Annotated in this window: 13 protein-coding genes and 1 pseudogene; 4 read left to right on the top strand and 10 right to left on the bottom strand. The window is 67.5% G+C overall.

The window, feature by feature from the left end:
• Positions 1-3 precede the first annotated feature (3 nt).
• Positions 4-1,263, bottom strand: a complete 1,260-nt coding sequence (locus CACI_RS34040; protein ID WP_015795436.1) for an ABC transporter substrate-binding protein — start codon at positions 1,261-1,263, stop codon at positions 4-6.
• A 585-nt stretch (positions 1,264-1,848) separates the two neighbouring features.
• Between CACI_RS34040 and CACI_RS34035 the strand changes: the two genes are divergently transcribed.
• The 4 genes from CACI_RS34035 to CACI_RS34020 all read left to right on the top strand — a co-directional run bounded on the left by CACI_RS34035 (position 1,849) and on the right by CACI_RS34020 (position 10,029).
• Positions 1,849-3,972, top strand: a complete 2,124-nt coding sequence (locus CACI_RS34035) for a glycoside hydrolase family 2 protein (RefSeq protein ID WP_015795435.1) — start codon at positions 1,849-1,851, stop codon at positions 3,970-3,972.
• Positions 3,973-3,980: 8 nt separating this feature from the next.
• Positions 3,981-5,420: a glycoside hydrolase family 76 protein gene (locus CACI_RS34030; RefSeq protein ID WP_015795434.1), complete on the top strand. Its 1,440-nt coding sequence runs from the start codon at positions 3,981-3,983 to the stop codon at positions 5,418-5,420.
• A complete protein-coding gene (locus tag CACI_RS34025) occupies positions 5,420-6,901 on the top strand; it encodes an RICIN domain-containing protein (protein WP_015795433.1) in 1,482 nt (493 codons plus the stop codon). Before CACI_RS34030 ends, CACI_RS34025 begins: the two co-directional genes overlap by 1 nt.
• Before the next feature lie 104 nt (positions 6,902-7,005).
• Entirely contained in the window at positions 7,006-10,029 is a 3,024-nt protein-coding gene (locus CACI_RS34020; RefSeq protein ID WP_190276663.1) for a TIM-barrel domain-containing protein, read from the top strand.
• 387 nt (positions 10,030-10,416) lie between these two features.
• Here CACI_RS34020 and CACI_RS34015 read toward each other — a convergent pair.
• The 9 genes and pseudogenes from CACI_RS34015 to CACI_RS33980 all read right to left on the bottom strand — a co-directional run bounded on the left by CACI_RS34015 (position 10,417) and on the right by CACI_RS33980 (position 18,273).
• A pseudogene (locus CACI_RS34015) lies at positions 10,417-11,843 on the bottom strand (IS1182 family transposase).
• 646 nt (positions 11,844-12,489) lie between these two features.
• On the bottom strand, positions 12,490-13,284 hold the full coding sequence (locus CACI_RS51650; protein WP_015795431.1) for a DUF2637 domain-containing protein: 795 nt from the start codon (positions 13,282-13,284) through the stop codon (positions 12,490-12,492).
• Positions 13,285-13,508: 224 nt separating this feature from the next.
• Positions 13,509-13,973 (bottom strand): hypothetical protein, encoded by a 465-nt coding sequence (locus CACI_RS34005; RefSeq protein ID WP_015795430.1) that lies wholly within the window; start codon positions 13,971-13,973, stop codon positions 13,509-13,511.
• A 15-nt stretch (positions 13,974-13,988) separates the two neighbouring features.
• Positions 13,989-14,225 (bottom strand): hypothetical protein, encoded by a 237-nt coding sequence (locus CACI_RS50490; protein ID WP_015795429.1) that lies wholly within the window; start codon positions 14,223-14,225, stop codon positions 13,989-13,991.
• A 31-nt stretch (positions 14,226-14,256) separates the two neighbouring features.
• Complete coding sequence (locus CACI_RS34000) at positions 14,257-14,574, bottom strand: hypothetical protein (protein ID WP_015795428.1); 318 nt, start codon at positions 14,572-14,574, stop codon at positions 14,257-14,259.
• Positions 14,571-15,146, bottom strand: coding sequence for a hypothetical protein (locus tag CACI_RS33995; protein ID WP_015795427.1), 576 nt, complete (start codon positions 15,144-15,146; stop codon positions 14,571-14,573). Before CACI_RS33995 ends, CACI_RS34000 begins: the two co-directional genes overlap by 4 nt.
• Positions 15,143-15,520: a hypothetical protein gene (locus CACI_RS33990; protein WP_041540628.1), complete on the bottom strand. Its 378-nt coding sequence runs from the start codon at positions 15,518-15,520 to the stop codon at positions 15,143-15,145. Before CACI_RS33990 ends, CACI_RS33995 begins: the two co-directional genes overlap by 4 nt.
• Before the next feature lie 420 nt (positions 15,521-15,940).
• A complete protein-coding gene (locus CACI_RS33985) occupies positions 15,941-16,474 on the bottom strand; it encodes a hypothetical protein (RefSeq protein ID WP_015795425.1) in 534 nt (177 codons plus the stop codon).
• A gap of 11 nt (positions 16,475-16,485) precedes the next feature.
• Positions 16,486-18,273 carry a hypothetical protein gene (locus CACI_RS33980; protein ID WP_015795424.1) on the bottom strand — a complete coding sequence of 596 codons (1,788 nt, stop codon included), beginning with the start codon at positions 18,271-18,273 and terminating at the stop codon, positions 16,486-16,488.
• Positions 18,274-18,278: the final 5 nt, after the last annotated feature.

Here is an 18,278-nt window from a genome sequence, read left to right as displayed (position 1 = left end):
TCGTCACTTCGTCGAGCCGATCTTCCGATCCCACAGGTCGAAGGCGGTGACCTGGGTGGCGGCCGGCAGCGAGTTCTTGATCGGGAACTGGTCCATCCAGGCGTCGAACTGCGGCTCGCCGAACTGGGCGATGACCTTCTGCGAGTCGGCAGGGGCCTTGCTCAGCGGGACGTTCTTGACGGCCGGGCCCGGGTAGAAGTAGCCGGCGTCGTAGGCGAAGGCCTGCTGCTCGGGGGTGAGCATCCAGGCGAGCAGGCGGAGGACCGCGGTCAGGACGTCGGCCGACACCCCCTTGGGCACGACCCCGTAGTGGGCGTCGCTCACCCAGGTAAAGGACGTGAACTTGGCGACCTTCATGGAGGGCGGCACGGTGCCCAGGGCCCGAGGGTTGATGTACCAGCCGGTCGTGGTGGCGACCAGGTGGACGGAGCCGGCCGCGAGGTTCTTCATCACGGCGGTCGTCCCGGACGGGTAGGAGTCGACGTGCTTGCCCAACTCCGTCAGGTAGGCCCACGTCCTGGACCACCCGTTGACCGGGTCGGTGGGGTCGGAGTCGCCCAGCAGGTAGGGCAGGCCCATCAGGAAGGTGCGGCCGGGGCCGGAGTTGGCGGGCCGTGCGTACTGAAACTTCCCGGAGTTGGCCTTCGCCCAGTCCAGCAGGGCGTCCGTGGTGGCGGGCGGGCTCGCAACCTTCGCGGGGTCGTACTCCAGCAGCGGGCCCGAGGGGTACCAGGTCAGTTCGATGCCCTGGTCCTGCGCCAGCGACGTCATCGCGGCGGCGGCCGGCTGGTAGTCGGTCATCAGGCCCGGGAAGAACGTGTCGTAATAAGGCTTCAGGCCGGTCCACAGGCCGTTCTGGATGCCGGCGGCCAGGCCGTCGGTGCCGGTGAGCACCAGATGGATCTGCACGTTGCCGGCCTGCTGCTGCGCCTGAACCTTCGACGCGAGCTGGGGCGCGGTTCCGGTGCTGTAAGTGAGATGGCTGACGACCTCGGGGTGCGCGGTCTTGAAAGCCTCGATCATCGGCTTGGTCAGGGCCAGGTTGCCGGCCACGTCCAGGATGTTGAGGGTGACCGGGGCCGAAGGGGTGCCGCCGAGCGAGGCCGGTGCCTTGGCTGTGGTGCCGGCACCCGGGCTGCTCGGGCTGGAACAGGCCGCCAGGAGCGGCGCGGCGGCGCCGGCCGCGGCGAACGCGGTCAGGACGTTGCGACGCGAGGGAGCGGGAATATGTGAAGTGCTTCCGTTTCCGGAGATTTCGGGCATGGCGGAAGAGGCCCTTCGTCGGTGAGGGGTCGGATGAGGGGAATGGAGTCAGCCACCGGGCGCCCGGACCGGCCAGGCAGCCCGGTGGCCGACGGCTACAGGTGGCCGCCGTGGCCGGCGCACTCTTTCCAAGCGCACCCGGGAGGTTGGGGGGCGCGCTGGTGTTGCCGGTTCGTTGCCGGGCGCAACCCCTCGTTCACCAAAGGGGTTGGAGCACAGTGTGCTGTCCTGTTTCTTCTGCGGTCAAGACTCAAGGCAATGGAACATTTTCCCCCAGGCGAGTCAGGACGCGAATCCGCAGGCAGAACGCCCGAACGCGACCGAACATTGAGGGACGGCCGTCAGCCCACTGGTTCACGTACGTGAACCAGCGAAGGTCAAATCGCCAGGTAGCAGGCCGGTTTCTGGCTTTGCGCCAGGGTTGACTCAAGGGGTGCCCAGGTTTAACCTCACGGCTAGCTTGTTCATATAGGCGAGAGCCGTTCACATATATGAACTCCTAACAGAGGCCTGGGTTTCGCTGCACGGTGTTCGCTTCTGTGCGGTTCGAAACAGCATCTCCCACCTCACCGGGAAGGCATGCCAATGAACGAACCCCCCAGCCGACGGCAGCTGCTCGGCACCGTGGCAGGCGGTGCGCTGGCCGTGTTCGCCATCGATGACGCGTCTCAGAGTGCTGCCGCGTCCTCTCCGGCGCCCGCACAGACCTACGTTCCACCGGCGCCCCGCACCTGGCTCAGCCTCGACTCAGGGTGGCGATTCCATAAGGGCGACGTCGCCGGCGCACAGGCGCCGGGCTTCGACGACGCCGCGTGGACCGCGCTGAGCGTCCCGCATACCTGGAACGCCGCCGACGGCGCGGACGGCGGCGGGAACTACTACCGGGGCGTCGGTTGGTACCGCAGGCACATCACGGTGCCGGCGAACCTGTCGGGGAAGATGCTCTTCCTGCAGTTCGCCGGCGCCAATCAGGTCGCCGACGTCTGGATCGACGGCACCCACCTGGGCCAGCACCAGGGCGGCTACTCCCGGTTCCGGTTCGGCGCCACGGCCGCCCTGACACCCGGCCGGCAGAGCGTGCTGGCCGTAAAGGTCACCAACGCGTACAACCCTGATATAGCGCCGCTCAGCGCCGACTACACCTTCCAGGGCGGGATCTACCGCAACGTCAGCCTCTACGCGATCGACAAGCTCGGCATACGGATGCTCGACTACGCCGGGCCCGGAATCTATCTGCGTCAGCGCAGCGTCACGGCCTCCTCGGCGAAGGTCGACGTGACCGCGAAGGTGTACAACAACGACTCCACCAGCCGTTCCGTGGTGGTGCGCGCCGTGGTCGCCGACGCCGCCGGCACGATCGTGGCCGACCGGAGCAGCGCGCCGCAGAGGATCGGCGCCGCGTCCGGTGTGGACGTCGTGCAGACGCTGACCATCGCCAGCCCGCGCCGCTGGAACGGCCTGGCCGACCCCCACTTATACAGCGCCACCGTCGAGATCCGTGACGCGGCCACCGGGACGGTCACCGACGCGGTCACCGAACCGCTGGGGCTGCGCAGTTTCAGCCTCAACACCAAGACCGGCTTTTACCTCAACGGCAGCCGCCTGGGACTGCACGGCGTCAACCTGCATCAGGACCGCGCCATCGAGGGCTGGGCGGTCAGCGATGCCGACCACGCTCAGGACTTCGCCCTCATCAAGGAGATCGGCGCCACCACCGTCAGAATGGCGCACTACCAGCACGACCAGAAGGACTATGACCTCGCGGACTCCACCGGCGTGGTGGTCTGGGCGGAGGTCCCCCTGGTCAACGCCACCACGGACTCCGCCGCCTTCACCACGAGCACGGAGAACCAGCTCCGCGAACTGATCCGGCAGAACTACAACCACCCCTCGATCGTCTTCTGGAGTATCGGCAACGAGCAGGGCTCGGACGACACCGCCGCCAACAACCTGCTGGCGAGCCTCGCGGCGCTGGTGCGGAGCGAGGACCCGGATCGCATCAGCACCTACGCCAACGACCTCGGCGACGACGCCAAAGTCGCAGGGCACGCCGACACCACCGGATTCAACAAGTACTACGGCTGGTACGGCGGCTCTTACAACGACCTGGGCCCGTGGGCCGACAGCTTGCACAAGAGCGAGCCGAATCGCACCTTCGCCCTCTCCGAGTACGGCGCCGGCGCGAACACCACGCAGCACGCCCTCAACCCGGCGAAACCCAGCGCGGGAGGGCAGTTCCACCCGGAGGAGTACCAGGCGCTTGTGCACGAGGCGTCGTGGACGCAGCTCGCCGCCCGGCCCTTCGTCTGGGGCACGTACGTCTGGACGATGTTCGACTTCGCCTCGGACTCCCGCAACGAAGGCGGCCAGCCCGGCATCAACGACAAGGGACTGGTCACCCGCGACCGGGCCACCCGCAAGGACGCCTTCTATTGGTACAAGGCCAACTGGGCCACGGCGCCGAGCCTGTACATCACCAGCCGCCGCTGGACCTCCCGGACCGACGCCACGACCGAGGTGAAGGTCTACTCCAACGCATCGAGCGTCACCGTGGTCCTCAACGGGGTGTCGCTGGGCCGGCAGAGCAGTTCGAACCGCGTCTTCAGATGGACCGGCGTGAAACTGCGCCCGGGGGCCAACACCATCACCGCCTCAGCCTCCATCGCAGGCACCACCTACACCGACACCGTCACCTGGACCCTGACATGAGGCCCCCCATGAAAGCGCGAACAGGAAAGACCCGAATTCTCGGCGCGGTCGTGACAGCCGCCGCCCTCGCCGTCTCGGTGCTGATCGGAGCAGCCGGCACCGCTTCGGCGGCCTCGCCCGCCGCCATTGGCGCCGCCGCGCTGATGAAGTCCTATGACTCCACGACCGGCCAGATAGGCACGGGCTGGTGGAACTCCGCGGTGGCCCTGAGCACGATCGAGACCTACCAGCAGACGACGGGTGACAGCTCGTACGCCTACGCGATGTCCGGGGCGTTCGCCAAACACCAGTCCTCGAACTTCGAGAACGAGTACATGGACGACACCGGCTGGTGGGCCCTGGCCTGGGTCCAGGCCTACGACATCACCGGCAACTCCGCCTACCTGCAGATGGCCCGCACCGATGCCGACTACATCCACGGCTATTGGGATTCGACCTGCGGCGGCGGGGTCTGGTGGAGCAAGGCCAAGGGATACAAGAACGCCATCCCCAACGAACTCTTCCTCGAACTGACCGCCGACCTCCACAACCGCATCCCCGGCGACACCCAGTACCTGGGCTGGGCGAAGCAGGAGTGGAGCTGGTTCAGCGGCAGCGGCATGATCAACAGCTCGCACCTGGTCAACGACGGCCTCAGCAGCTCCTGCAAGAACAACAACGGCATCGCCTGGTCCTACAACCAGGGCGTCGTACTGGGCGGCCTGGCGGCGCTGTCCCAGGCCACCGGGGACACCAGTCTCCTCACCACGGCCCGCCAGATCGCCGACGCGGCGACGTCCAGCCTGTCGCAGAACGGCGTCTTCACCGAGTCTTGCGAGCCGACGAACTGCAACCAGGACCAGGTCTCCTTCAAGGGCATCTTCGTGCGCGGCTTGCGGACCCTGGCCTCAGCCGCCGGCACCAGCGCCTACGACGCGTGGTTCACCGCCCAGGCCGGCTCGATCGAGGCGCACGACACCTCCGCCACGGGGTTCGGCGTGTCCTGGGCCGGGCCGATCCGACAGCTGTCCTCCAGCTCCACGGCGAGCGCCGAGGACGCACTCGTCGCGGCCCTGCCGGGAGCCGGAACGCCGGCCGGCGCGATGAAATCGGGGATCGCCGGCAAGTGTCTGGACGACCCCAAGGGATCGTCGACGCCGGGAACGAAGGCCCAGCTGTGGGACTGCAACGGTGGATCGACCCAGCAGTGGACGGTCGTGGGTCAGACGCTGCGTGTTCAGGGCCTCTGCCTTGACATCACCGGCGCCCGCACCGCCAACGGAACGCTCGTGGAGCTGTGGAGCTGCAACGGCGGCGCCAACCAGAATTGGACGTCCGCCAACGGCGCTGTGGCCAATCCCGCGACCGGCAAGTGCCTCGACGTTCCGCACTCCAGCACCACGAACGGCACTCAGCTCCAGATCTGGGACTGCAACGGCGGCGCCAATCAGAAGTGGATTCTGCCTTGATGACCGTGGCGAGGCTGAAGAAGACGATGGCCTCCCGGATCCTGACGGGCCTGACGGGAGCGCTTCTCCTGTCCGCGGCGGTCGTGGGACCGGTTCCGATCACCCACGCCGCGTCGGCGAGCACGTTCAGCCCCGGTGCGGCGTGGAAGGACCAGAACGGCAACGCGCTGCAGATGCACGGGTTGGGGATCGTCAAGTCCGGAAGCACCTGGTACGCGTTCGGTGAGGACAAGAAGGGGGAGAGTTCCTCGGACACGTCGTTCCGTGCGATCCCCTGTTACAGCTCGACCGATCTGCAGACCTGGACGTATCACAGCAGTGCCCTGTCCAAGCAGGCGAGCGGCGATCTGGGCCCGAACCGCATCGTCGAGCGGCCCAAGGTGATCTACAACGCCTCGACCCGCCAATACGTGATGTACATGCACATCGACAGTCCTTCCTACTCCGAGGCGAAGGTTGGCGTCGCGACCAGTTCCACGCCTTGCGGCCCCTACACGTATCGCGGCAGCTTCCAGCCGCTGGGCTTCCAGAGCAAGGATGAGGGCCTTTACCAGGACACCGACGGCACTGCCTACCTGATGTCCAGGGACCCTCAGCACGGCCTGCGCATCGACCGTCTCTCCGCCGACTACCTCTCGGTGGCCTCGAACGTCGCCCTCTTCCCCGACCTCGAGGCACCGGCGATGATGAAGTCCGGCGGCCGCTACTACCTGCTCGCCTCCCACCTGTCGGGGTGGAAGACGAACGACAACGTGTACGCCGGCGCCACCTCGCTGAGCGGGCCGTGGACGTCGTTCACCGACTTCGCACCGGCGGGCACCTCGACCTACAACACCCAGACCGCGAACATCATCCCGGTCAGCGGTTCGTCGGGCACCACGTTCATCTACGCCGGCGACCGCTGGAATTCCTCCGACCTGGGCAACTCGCCGCTCGTCTGGCTGCCGATCACCGTCTCGGGCACGACGCTGAATGTCGGATGGTTCAATTCCTGGTCGTTGGACGTGTCCGCGGGCACCTGGACGGCCGGCTCCTCAGTCCCCAGCGCGGCTGCCCACGTCCTCGCCAGCGGTGCCGACAACCAGGTCGTCGATGTGGCCAAGGCGTCCAAGAACGACGGCGCCGCGATCGACCAGTGGCCCGCCACCGGCGGTGCGAACCAGAGCTGGAACCTGCACCGCGCCTCCGGCAACGTCTTCACCGTCGTCAGCGCTGAGAGCGGCGAGTGCCTGACCGTCTCGGGGGCCTCCACGAGCGCGGGAGGCGCGCTCATCCAGTGGCCGTGTTCCAGCGCGGCCGACCAGCTGTGGGCTTTCGACGCCGTCGGCGACTACGCCTCGTCGTCGAACACCTCGTACATCGTCAGAAACCTCAACAGCGGCCTCGTCGTCGACATCCCGAAGAACTCCACCGTCGCGGGCACGGCTTTGGACCAATGGACCGGCAACGGCGGGGCGAACCAGGTTTGGCGCGTCTCCTGACCGGGGCCACGGCTTCGCCACCTCTGCTCAACAGTCCTTCCGACTCTACGGGATCCGACTCTACGGGATCCGGCTCTATGGGATCCGACTCTATGGGAGACGTGATGAAAGACTATTCGATCAAGCGCAGAACCGTCCTTTCCACGGCCGTCGGCGCGCTGGCCGTGAGCACCGTGAACGCGGTCCCCGCCTTCGGGGCGAGCGCGGATCAGCTCACGGACTACGCCTCGCACACCACTGACAGCCGTAGCATCACCGTGACCAGCACGACCGGTCAGCAGCTGAGGATCACCGCGTACGGAGACCAGATCGTCAGGGTGCACGCGGTCCGTTCCGGGGAGAGCTTCTTCTCCGACACCCGGTACGAGATGGTGGTCCCCGCGAACCACACCTCCATGGGCGGCAGCCTGACCGTGACCGTCACCACGGACACGATCGAGATGCACACCGCCGCGGCGGACGGTCTGCGCATCGTCCTGCACCGCAAGCCCCTGAGGCTGGAGTTCTACAACCGGGCCACCGGCGCGCTGCTGGCCAAGGAGGACGCGACCCGGGGCATCACGTGGAGCGGCACCAACTCCACCGTCGTGGCCGAGGCCTTCGTCCCCTCGTCCTCCGGTGAGCGCTTCCTGAAGGCCGGACACGGCATCCTCGGGCGCGTGCCGTCACTGGATCGCACCGGTACCACGGTCTCGGAGAACTACGCCGACGCCAACGCCGCCGCTCACAACCCTCAGGAACAGGCGCCGGGCATCGTGCCGTTCTACCTCTCCAACCTGGGGTATGGGGTGTTCTTCAACACCACCTTCGACACGACCTTCACCTTCAACAGCAGCAACGGGTACGGGTTCTCCGCCACCGGGTACGGCGTCAGCGGCATCCGGCCCCAGGTCGACTACTTCCTGATCAACGGTCCCCAGTTCACGCAGCTCTTCGACCGCTACACCCAGCTCACCGGCCGTCCGCGGCTGCCCCAGCGGTCCATCTTCGGGCTCCACATGACCGACCACAGCTTCCCCGACACCAGCGACGAGAACTGGTGGCGTCAGAAGATCACCCAGCACCGCGCGGCCGGCTTCCCGTTCGACCACCAGGTCAACGACAACCGGTGGCGGGCCGGCTCCGGCGCCTGGTCCGGCTCGTATTTCGAGTTCAGCTCCGTCCGCTGGCCCGACCCCGCCGGCTACGCGAAATGGGCCGCCACCAACGGTGTCACCGTGACGCTGGACTACAACCGCAACAACTCCGACCTCATGGAGAACTGGAAGGCGGGGCCGCCCCCCGGCTACAGCTTCGCGTCGGCCGACATTTCCAGCGTGCCGCAGAACAACGCCGTCCCCGACTGGTCCTACCCCGCCACCCGCGCCTGGGTGTGGAAGGTCTTCTGGGACAAGGCCCTCAACCCGAGCCTGAAGTACCCCTGTGACGGCCTGTGGATCGACGAGACCGACGAGATGGGCGGGATCCCGTACCCTGCGAAGATGGCCGACGGCCACACGTGGGCCGAAGGGCGGAACGCCTACCTGCTGAACCTGCACAAGGGCATCGGCGAAGAAGGCTGGGACCCGGCCGGCAGCGGCCACATCGGCTCCGCGAAGCGCCCGTGGACCTGGAGCCGCGGCGCCACCGCGGGCCAGCAGCGCTACGGCCACTACTGGACCGGCGACATCCCCTCGACCTACGACGAGATGCGCTCCCAGATCAGGGGCATGCTGACGGCGGGCCTCGGCGGCTTCCCGTTCGCCAACATCGACGGCGGCGGCTACGGCAACGGCAGCGTGATTTCCGACGCTTTCTACCGCAACTGGCCGGTCGCGTGGTCCAGCCTCGCGCCGATCTGGCGCCCGCACACCTCCGCCACGGTCCCGTCGAAGGGCACGCTCGCCTCACGCTGGCCGCTCGACCAGGGCACGCAGGCGCAGGCGGACTTCGCCCGGTACGGCCGGCTGCGCTACACCCTGATGCCCTACATCTACTCGCTCGCCCACCAGTCCGCCGCAACCGGTATGCCGATGGCTCGGGCCATGGTGATCGACTACCAGAGCCGCTCCCAGGCTTACACCCACGACCTGCAGTACATGTGGGGCCCTTCGCTGCTGGTCGCGCCCTGCACCAACGACGGCGGGGCCGTCCAGCAGATCTGGCTGCCGGCCGGTTCGACCTGGTACAACTTCTGGGCCGACATCAAGCACACCGGTTCCGACTCCGGGGACTTCGCCTACACCACCCGCACCGGCGAGACTCCGTTGTTCGTCAAGGCGGGGGCGATTCTGCCCAAGTACCCGTACGCGCAGAGCGCCGCCTACTTCACCAAGCAGCAGCTTGAGATGGATGTCTACGCGGGGGCCGACGGCACCTTCTCAGTCATCGAAGACGACGGAGTGACCGAGTCCTATCGGAGCGGCGCCCAGAGCACCACGCAGCTCACCTACACCGACGCGGCGACCCGCGTCGCTGTCGCCCATCCGCAGGGGACGTACGCGGGCGCGCCCACCAGCCGCCGCTACATCGTCCGCTTCCACGGATTGGCGAATCCGGTGGGGATGCGGGTCAACGGCGGGGCGACCCTGCCGGCCTTCACCAGCGAAGCCGCAGCGCTGATCAGCTCGGGTGGAGCCGGCAGCGTGTGGAACGCGTCTACGAAGGTCCTGAGCGTCGTCACCTCGCAGATAGCCGTGGTCGCGAACGGCGGCACCGCCGCGACGGTCGAACCGAGCGGCGCCGCCTTCCCCGCCGTCAGCGGCGGCACGGTCTACGAGGCCGAGACGGCCCATCTCGACAGCGCGTTCATCATCGACACCAGCCACCCCGGCTACACCGGGACCGGCTATGCCGACTTCAACGGATCGTCCTCGGGCCCCGGCATCAGCTGGACGGTCACGGCGGCCGCGGCGGGGAAGAAGCAACTCTCGATCCGCTATGCCAACGGGGGCACCACGAACCGCCCGATGGCCGTCGCGGTCAACGGCACCACTGTCGCCACGCTCACTATGGCGCCCACTGGTGCGTGGGACAGCTGGGCGACTGTGTCTTGTACTGCCACGCTTCCGCAGAGTACGACGATCACTGTTCGAGCTACGGTCACCACGGCTAATGGGGCGAACATCGACAGCTTGATTGTGGGGTAGGTGGAACGGGATTGCGGGAGGGCGTGCGACGCTGATGAGTTGACTCCTTGGTGCGCACGTTCTAGTAGCCCCAGCTCACAGGCTGTGAGCTGGGGCTATTTGCGCCTCAGCTGGATATTCGCCCAGCCTGTCGTGCACTCACTCGACGGGCGAGGGCCGCAATCCGCGGAGGCCGAACGGGGCCAAATCCCTAGACTGAATTCAGCCTGTCGACGTGCCCGGTCGAGCGCTAGGAGCGTGGGTCGGAATTGAACAAGCCGTCGGGGCTTTGTGATCGGCTGGCTGGCTGTCCGTCGGCTTGTCGTGGTGCCTGTGGCTTCGGAACCGGTTCGCGAGGGTGTCGACCGGGCTCGGTGAGGCCCGTCGGCGGCCATCCGGCCGGGGTGGTCAGGCCCGGGCGGCGATCAGTCCGGCGGTTCCGGCGTGCCGGGAGATCTTGCGGAGGTTGTGGCAGGCGGCGAGCAGGCGCCATTCACCGCGGGCTCCGGCCTCGCCGCGCAGCAGGAGTTCCCTGCCGTTCTGGCAGGTCATAATCTGGCCGAATACGGGTTCGACGATGGCTTTGCGTCGACTGCAGGCGGCGCGTCCGGGCTTGGTGCGCAGCTTGCGGGCCATGCGTTCCCGGGTGGTGGCGTCGGCCGGGATGCCTCCGCGTGGCGCGACGGGAACCTGCTGGTCGTGGGCCAGGCGGCCGGTGGCCATGAACGTGTCGGTGCCGTGCTCGTCCTTGCGGGCCGCAGCAGCGGCGAGGTTGGCCTCGGAGCAGTACCCCGCGTCGACCAGGGCCTGCTTGGGGTGGATGCCGGTGTTCGCCGCAGCCTGGTCGAGCCTGCCGGTGGAGTTCAACGCATCGGCGGGGTTGGTGGTGATGTCGGCGGCGGTGATGATCTGGTGCGCATCGTCCACGACGGCCTGGGCGTTGTAGGCCTGGATGTAGGCGCCGTCGCTGTTCTTCATGATCCGGGAGGCCGGGTCGGTGAAGTTGGCCTGCGCCTTGTCCTTCGGCCGGGCCGCATCGGCGGCTTGCTCCCGCACTTGGTCGACCTCGTCCACATCGAGTTCGCGCCCGGCCCGTTTGGCCTTTCTGCGGGCCAGTTCCTCGGCGTGCGCGGCGGCCTTGGCCTTCGGCCTCGATCTGGGCGCGGGCGGCCTGCAACCTGGCCAGGCGCGTCTCCCGCCGGTCCAACTCGGCCGGCAGGTCGGTGTCCTTGCCATCCGAGCCGAACTTCTCATCCTCAGCGGCGTCGGTGGCCGCGGCGTCGGCCAGCAGCGCCGCCGCGGCCGTCTCCAGTTCTGCGATCTCGGCCTCGACCCGCTGTTCCTTGTCGAGCAGCCTGCTGTAGCTCATCGCCTTGTGCTTGGAGGCGTTCGCCTCAAGCTTCGTGCCGTCCAGCGCAATGCGGCCCATCTTCACCATCCCGAGCCTCTGCGCCAAATGCAGCACCTGGGTGAACAGGTCGGCCAGCGCCTCCAGGTGGTGCCGGGCGCGGAACCGGGATATCGACCGGTAGTCAGGGCCGGCCCCTGCCGCCAGATAGCGGAACGCCACGTCATGGGTGCCCTTGCGCTCAATCGCCCGCGAAGAGCGCACCCCGGTGGTGTAGCCGCAGACCAACAGCCGCACCATCAGCCTGGGGTCGTAGGGAGGCTGCCCGCGCTTGTCGGTATAGGACGCCAGGATCAGGCCCAAGTCCAAGAGTCGTCGACCAACTCGGCGACGAACCGCGCCAGATGCCCCCCGGCAGCCACTCATCCAGCGACGGCGGCAACAACAGCATCTGATCGGGGGCGAACGCCCGGAACCTCTTGCTCACCGGGGGACGCGGCCCGGCCTTCGGCTCGGACACCGCCCCCGGATCAACCTCGAACAGACCATCACCACCAGACATACCAAGACTCTTCCATACGAAAGATCACGAACCTCTGATGGGGTTGGCGTTACTGACCCACGCTCCTAGGGGCGACGCTGCGTCCGTGACTACGAACGACTCCCAGAGAACCACGAGGCCATGGTCACCATCAGTATGATCATGCTGATGAGCCGCCGTCTCGCCAGACCGCTACCACAAGCGGCCTGACGATTTCACGGACAGGCACTAAGATGTTTTGGGACCAAATCATGCGGTTCGAGGCCATGTTGGTTGGCGAGATGGGCAGGCGTGCCGAGGCACCGGCCGGTCCTGATGGGTGGACCACGTGCCGGGAGTTGACATCCGCCAGAGGCGCGTTCGCGTTCTTGGCCGAGCATCGGGATCCGAATTGCCCGGAGCCGGTTGGCTACCACTCGCCAACGCTTCACCGTTCGTCTTCGAACTCTCCGCAACGGACGCCCCTCGTCCTAATCGCGGTCCCGGCCTAGACTGTCGCGGTCGACTCCGAGACGCTCCACTCGGTGGATAGCGGTAGCCGCCACGTCTTGCCAACCCCTCCGGCCCACCACAACGAACGTCAGCTGGAGTACTAGGTGTCTGCCTCGATGGCGGCGCGAATGCGCTTTGCCGAACTGATCGAAGGCGGCCGGGTCCCCGCAGGAAGGTGACCTGAAGTGCTCAAGCGTCGTGTTTCAGCTGCTAGGGCGGCCTGGAATTCGCGGCCGGAGGGCCGTCGACTGAGCTGGGTGCTCAGATTGGCGAAGATTTCGCGTCCGTGGGCGACCCAGTCTGGGCGGCCGGTCCAGACGACTTCCTGATCGGGGGGTCTGGCCAACTGTGGCTCTGCCTCTTCTTCTGCCGCTGCCGCATGGGCTAGGGCTTCCTCGCCCATGCGAGCGGGCTCCTCTTCCTCAGGGGCTGCCTCGACGCGACCGCTTTGCGCGCTGCGGCCGCGGCTGCGAGTCAGAAGGCTTTGAAGGTTCAGCAGACGCTCGACGATCAGAGGCGGGAGGCTCGCGACGGCGACCAGTAGAAGATCACGCGTGAGCGGGTCGACCAAGCGGCCAGCCCTTTTCAGAAAGTGGTCCAAGGCGTTGCAGGCCAGACTCATGCTGAAGGCCAGGCGGGCGTTGCGGAGGACCGGCTTCTGGCCGGGGTGTTCCACTGGGAGGTTGTACGCGACCGCGAGTGCGGTGAAGGCGTAGACGTCCAGGGCGGCCGGGAGCAGCCAGGCGCTGGCCGGGCCGAGGTCGAGTTGGCCGCCGAGGTGGTAGAGGGTGTCGGCGCTGATGGCGGCGGCGGCGAGTTCGGCGATCGTGCCGCCGATGCGGGCCACGCGGATGGCGTTGGCGAGGTTGCCGTGGTCCTGGTGCTGGTCTGTCATAGAGCCTCCGACGGTGATCGGGCGCGGGCATGACGAAGTGCGATCGGTCGCCCGATGAGCGGCCGATCGCACGGTGTTGCGCTGTTGGGCTGGTCGTAGGCGGGCGGGTGGTCGAGTGGGCGTCGAAGACCGGGCGGCGGTCCCAGGGCCTCGGGTAGTGACCTGGCATGCTGTGGTGGACGGCTGCCGGGGCCGATCAGGATCCAGGGCCCTGGGCGGCCCGCTTATCTAGTTGGGCGGGCCATGGTGATGGCTGAGGTTTCGGCCGCCGTGAGGACCAGAGCGGGCAGTTGGTCCCGCCCCTCGACGAAGGCCCTGTATAGCCGGTGGGTGCCGTCGATGATCAGCAGAGTGTCTTCTGCCTCGATGGGTCCGCTGGCAAAGGTGGCCAGAATCAGCGGGCGTGCGAGGTTGGTGGACATCGCATGCGCCCGGTCGAAGGCTGGCCCGAGTTGGACGGGGGAGTGTGGGTTGCCGTCCATGCCGTAGAGGCGTGCCCAGGCTGTGACGTCGATCGGCTTGGTGCGGCGTGGCATTGTTCGCAGGAGGCGGAACGCGTTCTCGACGTCGAGGAGGGTGTCTCCGACCAATGCGTATTGCTGTTCGTGTCGCGGCACCTGCCGCAGGCTCGGTTCCTTGTTCGACCCGGTGGCCGACGACTTCGTTCGCCGTTGCTTCTTCTTCGCCATGTGATGGCCGGCGGCCTAGTGACCGCGACGGGCAACGGCCGTCACATGAGCTTGGATCACAGCCAGGATGAAGGCGGCGTCGGCTTCGGTGATTCCGATCGGCACCGACAAACACGCTACGCGCCCGTCGATCAGGTTGAAGTTCACGCAGGCGTCCGGGGGTAGGGCTGGTGCGGCGCCCGGCAGAGGTCCGCGCGGAATCTGGCTCGGGCCGACGTTCGGTGTGCGGGGGTCAGGAGCGGTGGTGGGCATTCTGCTGCCTCCTTTGTAGTGGTGAAGCGGGTCAGGCATGTGTCGACGATTCGTGCGCGGGATCGTCGCCTTCTGCCAGAAGCCACTCACGGCCGAGGCGCATCATGAGGGCGGCGCTGAGTCGCCGGGCCTTCTTCTCGGGGATGCGGCTGGCTCGGATCGCAGCGGAGAAGGAGTCCGTCGCTGACTGAAGATCCCGCTTAGCGGACTTGAGCGCCTGGGCCGCCGCGTTGTACTGCTTCGACTGATGCCAGACCCCGCGCGCCGCTTCGACGACGGCGTCGTCACCAGCGAGATAGGCGAGAATCGTCTCGTCGTCGGGGTTTCGCTCGATGGGGTGATCGGTCATGACTGTGCCTCCGCTAGCGGATCCGGGTTGATCAGGGGAACAAGGACAGCGGCCGGGATCGCGTGGGTCGCCTCAAGCAGCACGGCGGCGGTGCTGATCAGCCAACCGCCGCGTCGGGTGCGGGACGGCGCGGTCCAGATGGCTTCGGCTTCGCGACTCGAGCCGGACCAGCAGGAGGTTCCGGACAGCGCTCTGGTCAGGCGTCCACGGTCGGCACGCATGCCAGAGCTCTCCAGAGCCCGTGAAATGGCGCGTCGCTCGGCGCCGGTGGCCCTGACGAGGGCTGCTGGTGCGTTCAAAGCACCGGCAACGATGCGGGCCGGTGGGGCATGGTGGACCGTCAGGCGCCATGAGTCGGCTGCGTCGTTGCCACTGGGGCGGCTCGCAGCTGTGATCTCGGCCATCGACGCGGCGAGGTCAGCGCTCATTCGTACCCTGATCCGGCGAGTCGGATCGACCAGGTTCCAGGCCGAGCCCGGCTTGGCGGCGACGGCGATGGAGGCGGCGTGCCAGCCGGCGGCCAGTAGCGCCTCACCGGCTCGGCGTTGAAGGTCGAACTGGCTCGCGTTCATTCGGGCTCCTCCAACGTCGGCCTGGCGGGCCGGGTCGAGGGTCGGCCGGGGAAGAGCTGAGAGCTGGGCAGGCTCATCGCGAAGGCGGCGATGACCGAGCCCGGCGTGTGGGCGCTGGCGTCGCACACGACTCCCAGACCTGTGACGAGCCACCCACCGGCGTCCCCGTGGTCGCCGTGCGAAGCGCAACGTTCGCAGGAGGGTGTGAACGTCGGGACGTGGAAGGACGCGACGACGGCACCATCCGGCCGGGTGTAGGTCGCGACGCGCGGTCGCTTGATGTCGCTGGTATGGGGACGCACGACGTGCCACCCGGCCACCTCGAAGACGCCGAGTTCGGTCGACCCGTCGCGTGCGGCCAGAGCTGCGGCCACGATGGCCTCTGCGGGCGGGTCATAGGCGGTCAGTCGCCAGGAGGGGCGTCCGCCGACCGAGTGGCCGCCACGCGCGGGATAGCTCCTGGGCCTTGGGCCACCCGCGATTTCGACGATCTGGCCGTGCCGGTGACCAAGCGATAGAACCAGCAGCTTGACGTAGCCGCGCGAGTACCGCGTGACTGCTTGGGCGCCGGGATGGTTGTCGCAAGACTCGGGTCTCCAGCCGAACCCATGTTTGGCGAGAACCGAACCGATGGTCTCGGCTCTGGCGCGCTGCACTGAGAGCGGGGCGTGCGTTGGATTGGTGAACATTTGTCAAAACCCTTGTTTAGGAGGTGCGGAAGACTCAGAGATTCAGAAGGCCTGAGTGACCCGGCGAGCGCGGGGAGCCACCAACGCGCCCGCCGGGAGTCGGTGTCAGGGCAGGAGCGCGTCGCCAAGGGCGACGGCAGCCAGGACTGCCGCAGGGGTGTACGGCGATGTGACGTACTGGGTCCGCCGAGGCATGAGCCGGGTCGGTGGGAGTGAAATCAGCCAGTCGTTCAGCCGCTCGCAGTCGTCCGAGAACTGGATGGCGTCACGCTGGCCGTCAGGCGACACCCAACGGCGCTCCGCCGCCCCGTATCCGAACTCGTCTGCCTCGCGGTGCCAACTGGCTGCAACGAGGAGATCGGTTAGCGGCGCGCCCAGGCTCCTACTTTCGTCGAGCGCTGCGTTTGCAGCTGCGGCAATCACCACCGGATCGGGGTCGTCAGCTGTGACCCGCCAGGGGACGTCGATCTCACCACTGAAGAGGTGCACGTTCGTTCCATTGACGGCGTTGGCGGTGACCGTGAGGACAGCGCGGTGTGGCAAGCGCCGGAACTCGGTGGATCGCCGGCCGAACGAATCCTGGTCGAAGCGCTGCCAGGCGACGGGAAGGAGTTCTTCGGTGAGCGCCGCGAGGAGCATTGCGTGAGTACTCACTGGGCCACGACCAGGGCCTTGACAGCCGCGCGGCCGATCTCGGCGATCGCCTTCGGGGGGTCGGCGACGACGACTTCCGTAGCACCGCGCATGACGTCGGACCGGCCGGTGAGGGTCAGCCAGAGTACGGCGCAGCCGGAGCCGATCAGCTGGGTAACTCGTTTGGCTCCCTCGCGGCGCTCGTCGACGTAGTAGAAGCCGTCGGAAACGATGACGACGAGTCGTGCGGTGCCGGGCTGCGACAGGCCGAGGCCGGCGTCGAGGACGTCGATGGCCTCGCAGAACCGTTCGTCGCCGCCGCCGGTCTTGAAGACCGGAACACCGGCCGGTGCCTTACCCGGTTTGGTGAGCGCCTTCACGCGGCGGTCACCGTAGGTCACAGTGGCGGTCTGCGACTTGGGGTCGGCGGCGCTGACGGCGGCTGCGATGATCCATGCGGCCGAGGCCAGTGGTCCCTCCGCGCTGCTCATCGATCCGGAGGTGTCGACCGCGATCCCCATGCGTAGCGGCGGGTGATCGACTGCGCGCCGCACCACGGCCGTGAACGGCTTCGCCGTGGGGATCGCTCCGGCGGCGCGCTGCGCATCGCGCACCATCGCGCCGCGCATGCGCAGCCTGCCGGGCGGAAGCTCGGCCGAAACCAGCGTGGTGCTGCGGTTGCGCCACGAGGCAGCCCGAAGCTGTTTGGCCAGTGCGGCGGCAGCTCCGCGTTCCTCAGGCGTCGGGGGTCGGGTGCGAGTTCGAGAACTGTCGCGGCCGAAGACCTGCTTCGCTGCGCGGGCGCCCTTGATGCTGTGTACATGCTTGGCAGCTGCGCGATTCGCCTCGGCGGCGTCTCCAGCGGAGGCTGTTTTGACTGCCGCGTCCACGGTGGCGGCTACCTCTTCTACTGCGGCCACAATCGCCTCGCTGACGAGGTCACCGGCCGTGCTCGCCCCGGCGGAGCCCGTGGCGGGACTGTTTGCCGAGGAACACGAGGTGCCTGCGCTGGTCGGTGCTAGGGCGTCGGGTTCGTCGCCCATCGCCTCGCACCACGCGGCGCCGAGGTCGAGGAGCGCCTCGCGCTCGTTGTCTTCCAGCATGTGAGCTCGACGCCAGATGATCTCAAGTTGAGCCAGCACATCGCGGCCGAGGGCTGCCTCGGCGGCGGCGCGCAGAGGCTCGGTCTCCTGCTGAGTGAGGACACCGGCGTCCACCCGCGCCAACACCAGAGCAGCGGCACGACCCGCGACAGCGCCGTCCGTCACCTCGTGCGCGGACAGCTCCGGCCACACGATGTTCACGGTCCCGGCCCGGAGCCATACACGGTCCTGCGGCCGGTCCACCAGGTGCGCGGCCTCGATCCGGGATTCTTCGAGCAGGATCGCCGCCGCTACGGCGTTGCTCGGGAGGGTCGGTACATCGGCCGGAGTCCACGTCGAGTGGTTGGCATGTGCCGCCTCGTGGACCAACCCGCCCCACGCGTTCGGGTATCGGTAACGGTCGGAGGGCAGGTGAGCGCGGATCGACTCGGGGTCCACACCCCCGAAACACAATCGGTCGATCTCCACGGTCGCCTTCGCAGGTGTGAACATCGCCGGGGCACCGATAGCGGTCGCCGGAACTGCTTTCACGATCAAGTCATCACGGCTGGAGATGTCGCCGACGGCATCGGTGAGATCGGCGGACAGGGCCAGCCAGGCCGCCTCGATGAGGCGCTCGTCGGCGGTCGTCGGACTCGGGGGTTCGGGCGCGGTCGGTGCGCTTGCCGCGTCGCCGTAGTGGATGTGTGGAGTGCCGGTCATGGGTC

The organism is Catenulispora acidiphila DSM 44928 (genome assembly GCF_000024025.1).
Taxonomy (GTDB): domain Bacteria; phylum Actinomycetota; class Actinomycetes; order Streptomycetales; family Catenulisporaceae; genus Catenulispora; species Catenulispora acidiphila.
This window is presented reverse-complemented; position numbering and strand designations above follow the sequence as displayed.

Excerpts from the sequence above, each read along its gene's own strand:
- CACI_RS34040 (WP_015795436.1), bottom strand. The coding sequence starts at position 1,263 with ATGCCCGAAATCTCCGGAAACGGAAGCACTTCACATATTCCCGCTCCC.
- CACI_RS34035 (WP_015795435.1), top strand. The coding sequence starts at position 1,849 with ATGAACGAACCCCCCAGCCGACGGCAGCTGCTCGGCACCGTGGCAGGC.
- CACI_RS34030 (WP_015795434.1), top strand. The coding sequence starts at position 3,981 with ATGAAAGCGCGAACAGGAAAGACCCGAATTCTCGGCGCGGTCGTGACA.
- CACI_RS34025 (WP_015795433.1), top strand. The coding sequence starts at position 5,420 with ATGACCGTGGCGAGGCTGAAGAAGACGATGGCCTCCCGGATCCTGACG.
- CACI_RS34020 (WP_190276663.1), top strand. The coding sequence starts at position 7,006 with ATGAAAGACTATTCGATCAAGCGCAGAACCGTCCTTTCCACGGCCGTC.
- CACI_RS51650 (WP_015795431.1), bottom strand. The coding sequence starts at position 13,284 with ATGACAGACCAGCACCAGGACCACGGCAACCTCGCCAACGCCATCCGC.
- CACI_RS34005 (WP_015795430.1), bottom strand. The coding sequence starts at position 13,973 with ATGGCGAAGAAGAAGCAACGGCGAACGAAGTCGTCGGCCACCGGGTCG.
- CACI_RS50490 (WP_015795429.1), bottom strand. The coding sequence starts at position 14,225 with ATGCCCACCACCGCTCCTGACCCCCGCACACCGAACGTCGGCCCGAGC.
- CACI_RS34000 (WP_015795428.1), bottom strand. The coding sequence starts at position 14,574 with ATGACCGATCACCCCATCGAGCGAAACCCCGACGACGAGACGATTCTC.
- CACI_RS33995 (WP_015795427.1), bottom strand. The coding sequence starts at position 15,146 with ATGAACGCGAGCCAGTTCGACCTTCAACGCCGAGCCGGTGAGGCGCTA.
- CACI_RS33985 (WP_015795425.1), bottom strand. The coding sequence starts at position 16,474 with ATGCTCCTCGCGGCGCTCACCGAAGAACTCCTTCCCGTCGCCTGGCAG.
- CACI_RS33980 (WP_015795424.1), bottom strand. The coding sequence starts at position 18,273 with ATGACCGGCACTCCACACATCCACTACGGCGACGCGGCAAGCGCACCG.